The organism is Rhizobacter sp. (assembly GCF_031412075.1).
Classification (GTDB): domain Bacteria; phylum Pseudomonadota; class Gammaproteobacteria; order Burkholderiales; family Burkholderiaceae_C; genus Rhizobacter.
Genome location: NZ_JANOCG010000342.1, coordinates 1 through 9,351 on the forward strand (window position 1 = coordinate 1; position 9,351 = coordinate 9,351).

The 9,351-nt window shown below is 66.4% G+C and carries 11 protein-coding genes and 1 pseudogene; 5 read left to right on the forward strand and 7 right to left on the reverse strand.

The window, feature by feature from the left end; all coding sequences use genetic code 11:
* Both RMO40_RS12680 and tldD read right to left on the reverse strand, forming a co-directional pair.
* Nucleotides 1-671: 3-deoxy-7-phosphoheptulonate synthase (locus RMO40_RS12680; RefSeq protein ID WP_309721558.1), on the reverse strand; the 671-nt coding region annotated here is incomplete at its 3' end.
* Nucleotides 672-994: 323 nt separating this feature from the next.
* Complete coding sequence (gene tldD / locus RMO40_RS12685) at nt 995-2,470, reverse strand: metalloprotease TldD (protein ID WP_309721561.1); 1,476 nt, start codon at nt 2,468-2,470, stop codon at nt 995-997.
* Nucleotides 2,471-2,631: 161 nt separating this feature from the next.
* Between tldD and RMO40_RS12690 the strand changes: the two genes are divergently transcribed.
* Complete coding sequence (locus RMO40_RS12690; protein ID WP_309721565.1) at nt 2,632-2,967, forward strand: hypothetical protein; 336 nt, start codon at nt 2,632-2,634, stop codon at nt 2,965-2,967.
* A gap of 6 nt (nt 2,968-2,973) precedes the next feature.
* On the opposite strand, the gene RMO40_RS12695 is transcribed toward RMO40_RS12690, so the two are convergent.
* Together RMO40_RS12695 and RMO40_RS25510 are read right to left on the reverse strand one after the other, a co-directional pair.
* On the reverse strand, nt 2,974-3,675 hold the full coding sequence (locus RMO40_RS12695) for a LysR substrate-binding domain-containing protein (RefSeq protein ID WP_309721567.1): 702 nt from the start codon (nt 3,673-3,675) through the stop codon (nt 2,974-2,976).
* Between the two features lie 38 nt (nt 3,676-3,713).
* Nucleotides 3,714-3,863 (reverse strand): annotated as a pseudogene (locus RMO40_RS25510) (LysR family transcriptional regulator); the annotation flags it as partial.
* A 90-nt stretch (nt 3,864-3,953) separates the two neighbouring features.
* Between RMO40_RS25510 and RMO40_RS12700 the strand changes: the two are divergent.
* Nucleotides 3,954-4,931 (forward strand): NmrA family NAD(P)-binding protein, encoded by a 978-nt coding sequence (locus RMO40_RS12700; protein ID WP_309721570.1) that lies wholly within the window; start codon nt 3,954-3,956, stop codon nt 4,929-4,931.
* Here RMO40_RS12700 and rsmI read toward each other — a convergent pair.
* Complete coding sequence (rsmI, locus tag RMO40_RS12705) at nt 4,889-5,800, reverse strand: 16S rRNA (cytidine(1402)-2'-O)-methyltransferase (RefSeq protein WP_309721571.1); 912 nt, start codon at nt 5,798-5,800, stop codon at nt 4,889-4,891. The genes RMO40_RS12700 and rsmI overlap by 43 nt on opposite strands.
* On the opposite strand from rsmI, the gene RMO40_RS12710 reads away from it, so the two are divergent.
* From RMO40_RS12710 to RMO40_RS12720, 3 genes are read left to right on the forward strand one after another with little or no spacing between them, the layout of a single operon-like run.
* On the forward strand, nt 5,778-6,173 hold the full coding sequence (locus tag RMO40_RS12710; protein ID WP_489660155.1) for a YraN family protein: 396 nt from the start codon (nt 5,778-5,780) through the stop codon (nt 6,171-6,173). The genes rsmI and RMO40_RS12710 overlap by 23 nt on opposite strands.
* Nucleotides 6,174-6,227: 54 nt before the next feature.
* Complete coding sequence (locus RMO40_RS12715) at nt 6,228-6,824, forward strand: phosphoheptose isomerase (protein ID WP_309721574.1); 597 nt, start codon at nt 6,228-6,230, stop codon at nt 6,822-6,824.
* A gap of 5 nt (nt 6,825-6,829) precedes the next feature.
* Nucleotides 6,830-7,459 carry a BON domain-containing protein gene (locus RMO40_RS12720; protein ID WP_309721577.1) on the forward strand — a complete coding sequence of 210 codons (630 nt, stop codon included), beginning with the start codon at nt 6,830-6,832 and terminating at the stop codon, nt 7,457-7,459.
* Nucleotides 7,460-7,622: 163 nt separating this feature from the next.
* Here the strand turns inward: RMO40_RS12720 and RMO40_RS12725 are convergent, their stop codons facing one another.
* Together RMO40_RS12725 and RMO40_RS12730 are read right to left on the reverse strand one after the other, a co-directional pair.
* Nucleotides 7,623-8,516 (reverse strand): NAD(P)-binding domain-containing protein, encoded by an 894-nt coding sequence (locus tag RMO40_RS12725; RefSeq protein ID WP_309721580.1) that lies wholly within the window; start codon nt 8,514-8,516, stop codon nt 7,623-7,625.
* Nucleotides 8,517-8,632: 116 nt separating this feature from the next.
* The coding region (locus RMO40_RS12730; RefSeq protein ID WP_309721583.1) for an ATPase, T2SS/T4P/T4SS family at nt 8,633-9,351 on the reverse strand (719 nt) is incomplete at its 5' end.

Consider the following 9,351-nt stretch of genomic DNA (forward strand, 5'->3'; position numbering starts at 1 on the left):
GGGCGGGCGGCCGCCTGGATGGCGTCGGTCGCGATGCGGATGTTGCCGTCGGTGCCGTTCTTGAAGCCGATCGGCGCCGACAGGCCCGAAGCCAACTCGCGGTGCACCTGGCTCTCGGTCGTGCGCGCGCCGATCGCGCCCCACGAGATCAGGTCACCGATGTACTGCGGCGAGATCACGTCGAGGAACTCGCTGCCGGCCGGCACACCCACCTTGTTGATCTCGGTCAGCAGCTGGCGAGCGATGCGAAGGCCTTCGTCGATGCGGTAGCTCTCGTCGAGGTAGGGGTCGTTGATCAGACCCTTCCAGCCGACGGTGGTGCGTGGTTTCTCGAAGTAGACGCGCATCACGATCTCCAGCGTGTCGGCGTATTTTTCGCGCTGCTCACGCAGCTTGCGGGCGTACTCGATGGCGGCGACCGGGTCGTGGATGGAGCAGGGGCCGATGATGACCAGCAGGCGGTCGTCCTGACCCGACATGATGTTGCGCACGCGCTGGCGGGTTTCGGAAATCAACGCTTCGGCCGCGGTGCCGCGAATGGGGAAGAAGCGCACCAGGTGCTCGGGGGGAGGCAAGGGCATCACGTCAATGATCCTTTCGTCGTCGGTCTGTCCGGTCTTGTCGACGGGGGCTGACCAACCCTCGGCAGCGCTGGTGGACTTGGCATTCATTTGGGTTCTCCTCGCGGTGGTGTGGGTGTGTGGCGTGAATCTGGGAGGGCAAAAAAAAACCGCCGGGGCATCCCGGCGGTTTGGTGAGTTCGGTGCGTTTTCTTTGGCCTACGCGCTCGTCTCTCCGCCGCCGGTGCGGTGCGAGAACCAAAAGTAGGCAAAGAAAAAGCTGGCGGAACGCATGGCCGCGAATGTAGCACGGTGGGGATTTGGCCCCCCAGTCGCTGCGCTCCTGCCCCCAAGGGGCGCCAACTCAACGGCCGGGCCAAGCCCGTTGCGTGCGTTGTGGCTTGATGGCAGCCTGCGCTCTGCGCGGCTGATGCTCATGCCGTGCCGCCTACGGTGAGTTTGTCGATGCGCAGCGTGGGCTGGCCCACACCCACCGGCACGCTCTGGCCTTCTTTGCCGCAGACACCGACACCGGTGTCGAGCTTCATGTCGTTGCCGATCATGCTGACGCGGGTGAGTGCGTCAGGCCCGTTGCCGATGATGGTGGCGCCCTTCACCGGGTACTGGATCTTGCCGTTCTCGACCCAGAAGGCCTCGCTCGCGGAGAACACAAATTTGCCGCTGGTGATGTCGACCTGCCCGCCGCCGAAGTTGGTGGCGTAGAGCCCCCGCTTCAGGCCGGCAATGATTTCTTCTTTCGTCTTGTCGCCACCCAGCATGTAGGTGTTGGTCATGCGCGGCATCGGCACGGCGGCATAACTCTCGCGCCGGCCATTGCCGGTGGGCGCCACGCCCATCAGGCGGGCGTTCATCGAGTCCTGGATGTAGCCCTTCAGGATGCCGTCTTCGATCAGCACGTTGCGTTGGCTGGCATTGCCTTCGTCGTCGACGTTGAGCGAGCCGCGGCGGTCGGGGATGGTGCCGTCGTCGAGCACCGTCACGCCCTTGGCGGCCACACGCTGGCCGATGCGGCCGCTGAAGGCGCTCGAGCCCTTGCGGTTGAAGTCGCCTTCGAGGCCATGGCCGATGGCTTCGTGCAACAACACGCCGGGCCACCCGGGGCCGAGCACGACACTCATTTCGCCGGCCTTGGCGGGGCGCGATTCGAGGTTAGTGAGCGCGGCCTTGACGGCGTCGTCCACATAACTTTCGATCATGCTGTCGTGGAAGTAGCCGAGGCCAAAACGGCCGCCACCACCACCACTGCCCACTTCGCGGCGCACTTCGCCGGCAATGGTCTGCTCGGCGATCACCGTCACCGACAGGCGCACCAGCGGGCGCACATCGGCGGCCAGGGTGCCGTCGGCACGCGCCACCAGCACCACGTCATATTCGGCCGCCACACCGGCCATCACTTGCTTGATGCGCGGGTCTTTGGCGCGCGCCAGTTTTTCAACCCTCTCGAGCAACGCCACTTTTTGTGTGCTGTCGAGCGTGGCGATCGGGTCCATCGGCGCGTAAAGAACCCGGCTGCCGGCCACGCGGTGTTTGCCGGTGATCTTGACGCTCTTGCTCTGGCCCGCGGCAGCGATGGTGCGCACGGTTTGTGCCGCATCCATCAAGGCAGCTTCGGAGATGTCATCGGAGTAGGCAAAGGCGGTTTTTTCACCCGCGACCGCGCGCACGCCCACACCCTGGTCGATGCCGAAGCTGCCCGATTTGACGATGCCCTCTTCGAGGCTCCAGCCCTCGCTGCGCGTGTACTGGAAGTAGAGGTCGGCGTCGTCGATGCGGTGCTCGGCGATGGTGGCCAGCGCCCGCGAGAGTGTCGCGTCGGTCAGGCCGAAGGGTTCGAGCAGCAGCGACCTGGCGACCGCCAGACGCTCGAGGGTGGGTTCGCGAGAAATCATCGAAACATTGTAGGAGCGGCGCCCCGCCGGCGGGTGGGCAAAGACCCTGCTGCGCGTTTCACAGTTCTTTACCTGGGGTGTGTCTGCCGTGATCGAGGGGGTGGCGTTGTGTGGGGCGTGCTGCACAACAACCACGACACCACTTTGAAGGAAAACGCACCATGATGAATCTCAAGACCCTGGCCGTTACGGCCACCCTCGCGATTGCAAGCTTCAGCGCCTTTGCGCAAGCCGCTTCCGCGCCGCAAACGCCGCGTGTCGACCAACGCGAAGTGAACCAGGACAAGCGCATCCAGAACGGTGTGGCTTCGGGCGAGCTGAACGCCAAGGAAACCTACCGCCTGGAGAAAGAACAAGCCGCGATCAACAAGGCCGAAGACAAGGCCAAGGCCGACGGAAAGGTGACCCCGCACGAGCGCCGCAAGCTGCACAAGATGCAGAACGCCGCCAGCAAGGACATCCGCGCGCAGAAGCACGACGCGCAAACCGGCAAGTAGCCGCTCTCAGGTCTTCAGCGCACTCGTCAGCGCATCAAAGACCAGTTTCAGTCTCGGCGTACCGCGCAGCTCGCGGTGCGCCGTGATCCACAAGGGCAAGGCGGGCACGGGGATTTCCGGCAGCACCCGCACCAACTCCGGTGCGACCTGTGCCACACAGTCCAGGCCTACGCCGATGCCCACGCCGGCGCGCACGGCCTGCCAACACACGATCTGGTGATCGCAGCGAAAACCGAAAAACTCGCGCGTCACCTCGATGCCTGCGGCGCGAAAGCCGCGGATCATCTGGTCGGAGCGGTCGAAGCCCACCCATTGGTGCGTCTGGATGTTGGCAAGCGTCGGCATGCCGTGCACCTCGATGTAGTCGCGGTGGGCATAAGCGCGCATCGGCAAATCGGCCAGCTTGCGCGCCACCAGTGCGGTCTGCGTCGGCTTGACCATGCGCAAGGCGATGTCGGCGTCTCGCTCCAGCAGGTTCTCGAGCCTGTCGCTGGGCACAAGCTCGATCTGGATCTCGGGGTGCGCCTCGCGCAGGCCGCGCAGCACCGCCGGCAACACGTAGGCGCTCATCACTTCGCTGGCAGTGATGCGCACGGTGCCGGCCAGGGTGGTCGATCGCCCCGCCGCCGCCAAGGACCACTCTCGCGCGTGCTCGCGCATGCGCAGGGCCGGCAGCCGCAGGGCTTCGCCGGCCTCGGTGAGGCGCACCCCTCGCCGGGTGCGTTCGAACAGGCCTGCCCCGTCTGGGCTTCCAGCTCGCTCATCTGCCGGCTGAGCGTGGGCTGGCTGCTGCCCAGATCGACGGCCGCCCGGCTGAGCGAGCCCGTTTCGGCCACGGCCAGAAAGGCGCGCAGCAAAGACCAGTCGGGCTCCGAAACCACTCTCGAGCTATTCATTTATGAATGATAGTCATTTAATCATCCATCTTACGCTCAAGTTGATGCCACAGAACAATCCGTTCACTCACTCAACAACGGAGCCGATTCATGGCCTCAAACGTTCTCATCCTCGGCGCTGCCGGACGCATCGGCCAAGCCCTGGCCAGCACCTTCGCCGACGCCGGCTGGAATGTCCGGGCCCAGGCCCGCAAGCCCCTTCCCGCCAAGCTGGCGGCTCACCCGCGGGTGCAGGCGGTGGTCTGCGAGGCGCTCGACACCCACGCACTGCGCGCTGCCGCGCAAGGTATGCAGGTGGTGATACACGCGCTCAACCCGCCCTACACCGAATGGGACAAGCTGGCCTTGCCCTTGCTCGACGCGGCCATCGGCGCAGCCCGCGAGAGCGGTGCCCTGCTGATGCTGCCGGGCAACGTCTACAACTACGGCAGCGAGCTGCCCGCCCGGCTGAGCCCGAGCACGCCGCAACGCGGTGACACGCCGAAGGCCCGCCTGCGCATCGAAGCCGAGGCGCGAATGGCCGCCACACCGGGCCTGCGCAGTGTCGTGATCCGCGCGGGTGACTTCTTCGGCGGCCCGGGCCTTGGGACGTGGCTCGACATGGCGCTGGCCTCACGGGTGAACAAGGGCCGCTTCGTCTACCCCGGCGCGCTCGACACGCTGCATGCCTGGGCCTACCTGCCCGACCTGGCCCAGGCCTTCGTGCGGGTGGCCGACCGGCATGCCGAGTTGGCCGGCCACCACACGCTCCACTTTGCCGGCCATGCCGTCACCGGCGCGCAGCTGCATGAGGCCATGCAATCCGCAGTGGGCCAAGACCTCAAGGCAACGAACCTGCCCTGGGGCCTGATCCGCGTGGGCGCACTTTTTGTCCCGATGTGGCGCGAGTTGCTGGTGATGCGCTACCTGTGGCAGCGCCCGCACCAGCTCGACGACCAGAGCCTGCGCGACCTCATCGGCCCGCTGCCGCAGACCCCACTTCACCAGGCATTGCGCGCGTCGCTCGGCGACCTGGGCCTGCTGCCTCAGCCTTCGGCGTCGGCTTTCAATGCCAGGGCGCGGGAGTAGAGCGCATTGCGGGGTGCGCCGGTGAGTTCGGCGGCGAGCGCCACCGCCTGCTTGAGCGGCAACTCGGCGAGCAGGGTGCGCAATGTGGCGTCGTGCGCCGCCGCGCCGTCGTCGCTCACACTCGGCTTGAGCGCGTGCACGACCAGCACGAACTCGCCGCGCGATCGGTTGGAATCGGCCGCCAACCACGCAGGCAGCTGCGAGGCCGGCATCGTGGCCACGGTCTCGAACTGCTTGGTCAGCTCGCGGCACACGGTCACGCTGCGCTCGCCGCACACCTCGGCCAGGCCTTGCAGCAGGGAGTCGATGCGGTGCGGGGCCTCGAACAGCACCTGGGTGTCGTCACGCAGCGCCAGTGCTTTCAAGGCCTGCAGGCGCTCGGCCCCACGCGTGGGCAGGAAGCCGGTGAACACGAAGCCCGCGCCGAGGGTGTCGCCCGCCACACTCAGCGCCGCGAGCGCACTGCTGGCGCCCGGCAACGGGATGCAGCGGTAGCCTGCCGCCTGCGCCGCAGCCACCAGGGCGGCGCCCGGGTCGCTGACGGCCGGCGTGCCGGCATCGCTGATGTAGGCCACACGCTCGCCGCGCGCCAGCCGCGCCAGCACGTCACCGGCGGCTTCGCGCTCGTTGTGCTCATGCACGGCGAGCAGGGGCTTGTCCAGCCCGAGGTGGTGCAAAAGCGGTGCGCTGTGGCGCGTGTCTTCACAGGCCACTGCGTCGACCAGAGAAAGCACGTGGATCGCCCGCAAGCTCATGTCGGCCAGGTTGCCGATGGGCGTGGCCACGATGTAGAGCGCCCCTGCGGGATACTGCTGCAGGCCGGCGGCTGCCTGGGCCGCTTGCAGCATCAACGAGGGGGCGAGGGTCACGGCAGTGCAGACAAAAAAAGGGGCTGGGGATGAAGCGGAGACACGGGCCCTGGCTCACCTCGTGCGCCACGGCCTGAAGCTCGTGCAGCGCAATTATCGAGTGGCCGCCGGCCCGCGCGCCCGCGGTGGCGAAGTCGACCTGATTGTGCGCGACACCGACGGCACCCTGGTCTTCGTCGAGGTGCGCTCGCGCCGCACGGCGAACCATGGCGGCGCCGCAGCCAGCGTCACGCGCGGCAAACAAGGCCGCGTCGTCTTTGCGGCGCAGCACTACCTGCTGCAGTTCGCTTCGCCACCCCCGTGTCGCTTCGACGTGGTGGCCATCGATGGTGATGCGCTGCAGTGGTTGAAGGCGGCCTTCAACGCCGAGTGAGCGCCCACGACATGGAACCTAGTCGCCACACCCCGTGTCATATGATCCATGCCCATGCTTGAACAACGCATACAGCAACAATTTTTCGACAGCGCCGACCTCAAGTACGCGGCCGCCGAGATCCTCTCGCGCCCGATTGCCGACGCGGTGAGCGCCGTGGTCGGCTGCATCACCGCCGGTGGCAAGGTGCTGGCCTGCGGCAACGGCGGCTCGGCCAGCGACGCACAACACTTCGCGGCCGAGTTCATCGGCCGTTTCGAACGCGAGCGCCCGGGCCTCGCGGCCATTGCGCTCACCACCGACAGCTCCATCCTCACCGCCATCGGCAACGACTACAACTTCAGCGAGATCTTCTCGAAGCAGGTGCAGGCGCTCGGCCAACCGGGTGACGTGCTCATCGCCATCACCACCAGCGGCAACTCGGCCAATGTGCTGGCCGCTGCCGAAGCCGCCCACGCCAAGGACATGACGGTGATCGCGCTCACCGGCCACAACGGCGGCAAGCTGAGCGAGCTGCTCACTGAAACTGACGTGCACATCTGTGTGCCCCACGAACGCACGGCTCGCATCCAGGAAGTGCACATCCTTGCGTTGCACTGCCTGTGCGACGCCGTGGACCTGCAATTGCTCGGAGAACAGGAAAACACATGACCCGGATGACATTCAATCGCCTGCGCAGCACCGCCGTGATCGGCGCACTGATCGCCAGCACCACCTTGACCGGTTGTGCAGCCCTGCTGGTCGGCGGCGCCGTGGTGGGCGGCTCGTTGATGGCCACCGACCGGCGCACCTCGGGCGCGCAGATCGAAGACCAGTCGATCGAGTTCAAGTCGAGCACCCGCGTGCGCGAAGTCCTCGGTGACCGGGGCCACGTCAACGTGACGAGCTACAACCGCATGGTGCTGCTCAGCGGCGAGGTGCCCACCGACGCCGACAAGGCCGCCATCGAACAAGCCGTCGCCAAGGTCGATGGTGTGCGCACCACGGTCAATGAACTGGCGGTGATGACGGCCAGCTCCTTGAGCAACCGTTCCAACGACGCGCTCGTCACGAGCAAGGTCAAGGCAACCCTGGTCGACGCTGGCGACATCTCGGCCAACGCCTTCAAGGTGGTGACCGAGCGCGGCACGGTGTTCCTGCTGGGCCGTGTGACCGAGCGCGAAGCCGAGCGCGCCTCCGAGCTCACTCGCAGCATCAGCGGCGTGCAAAAAGTGGTGCGCGTGGTGGAAGTGATCACCGACGCAGAACTGGCCCAGATTGCCCCCAACAGCGCACCGAAGAAGTAGGCCCCCCAGTCGCTGTCGCTCCTGCCCCCGAGGGGCGCCGCCTGGCGGCCCGGCAAAGCCGGTTCCGCGGGCGTTGCTTGATGGGGCACGGCGCTACGCGCGTGCAATGGGTCGCCGCGGTCATTCCCGCGACGGCGGGAATCCACGCTGTGCACCGGCGCTGTCAGCGCAGGCGTTTGATCAGGCTTGACGTGTCCCAGCGCTGGCCGCCCTGGGCCTGCACGTCGGCATAAAACTGATCGACGAGTGCGGTGACCGGCAGCCGTGCGCCATTGCGCTTGGCCTCATCGAGCACCAGGCCCAGGTCCTTGCGCATCCAGTCGACGGCAAAACCGAAATCGAACTTGCCGTCAACCATGGTCGGCCCGCGGTTGTCCATTTGCCAACTTTGGGCGGCCCCTTTGCCAATGACACCCAGCACGGCCTTCATGTCCAGCCCCGCCTTCTCGCCGAAGGCGATGGCCTCGGCCAGGCCTTGCACCAAGCCGGCGATGCAGATCTGGTTGACCATCTTGGCCAGCTGGCCCGCGCCACTCTCGCCGAGCAAGGTGACGGCTTTCGAAAACGCCATTGCCACCGGTTGAATGGTGGCAAAGGCGGCCGCGTCGCCACCGCACATCACCGTGAGCGCGCCGTTGATGGCGCCCAGGTTGCCGCCCGACACCGGCGCGTCGATGAACTGCAAACCGAGGAGTCGTGCCTCGGCACTCAGCTCACGCGCCACCTCGGCCGAGGCGGTGGTGTGGTCGACAAAGATCGCGCCCGGCTTCATGCCGACAAAGGCGCCGCGCTCGCCCGTGGTCACGGCACGCAGGTCGTCGTCGTTGCCGACGCAGGCGAACACGATGTCGGCATCTTGGGCCGCCGCCTCGGGCGTGGCATCGCTGGCACCGCCATATTCACCCACCCACTGCGCCGCCTTGGCCGCGGTGCGGTTGTAGACCGTCACCTGGTGGCCGGCGCGCTGCAAGTGGCCTGCCATCGGGTAGCCCATGACGCCGAGGCCCAGGAAGGCCACGCGGCGGGAGGGAACAGAGTCGTAAGTTTTAGTGCTCATATGCGCCTTCAAGCAAGCGAAGCGACGCGCCTATCGAGCAACGCCCTTGGAGCCGGCTTCGCCGGTCCGACGGGCGGCGCCCCTTGGGGGCAGGAGCGAAGCGACTGGGGGGCCAATCAAACGATGGTCAGATGCTCGGTGCCAGCCGACAGGTCGGAGCTGCGCGCCCGGTTGCTGTTGAGCTTGATCTGCAGCCGCAGGTCGTTCACCGAATCGGCGTTGCGCAGCGCGTCTTCGAACGTGACCATGTGGTTCTCGTACAGGTCGAACAGCGCCTGGTCGAAGGTCTGCATGCCCAGCTCGCGCGACTTCTTCATGATCTCCTTGATCTCGGCCACCTCGCCCTTGAAGATCAGGTCAGAGATCAGCGGGGTGTTGAGCAGAATCTCGACCGCGGCGATCCGCCCACGGCCTTCCTGGCGTGGCAACAGGCGCTGCGACACCAGGCTCTTCAGGTTGAGCGACAAGTCCATCAGCAGCTGCGCGCGCCGCTCTTCCGGGAAGAAGTTGATGATGCGGTCGAGCGCCTGGTTGGCGCTGTTGGCGTGCAGCGTGGCCAGGCACAGGTGACCGGTTTCGGCAAACGCGATGGCGTGCTCCATGGTTTCGCGGTCGCGGATTTCGCCCATCAGGATCACGTCCGGCGCCTGGCGCAGCGTGTTCTTGAGCGCGTTCTCCCACGAGTCCGTGTCTACGCCCACCTCGCGCTGGGTGATCACGCAGTTGCGGTGCGGGTGCACGTACTCGACCGGGTCCTCGATCGTGATGATGTGGCCGTGCGAGTTGGCGTTGCGATAGCCGATCATCGCCGCAAGCGACGTGGACTTGCCCGAAC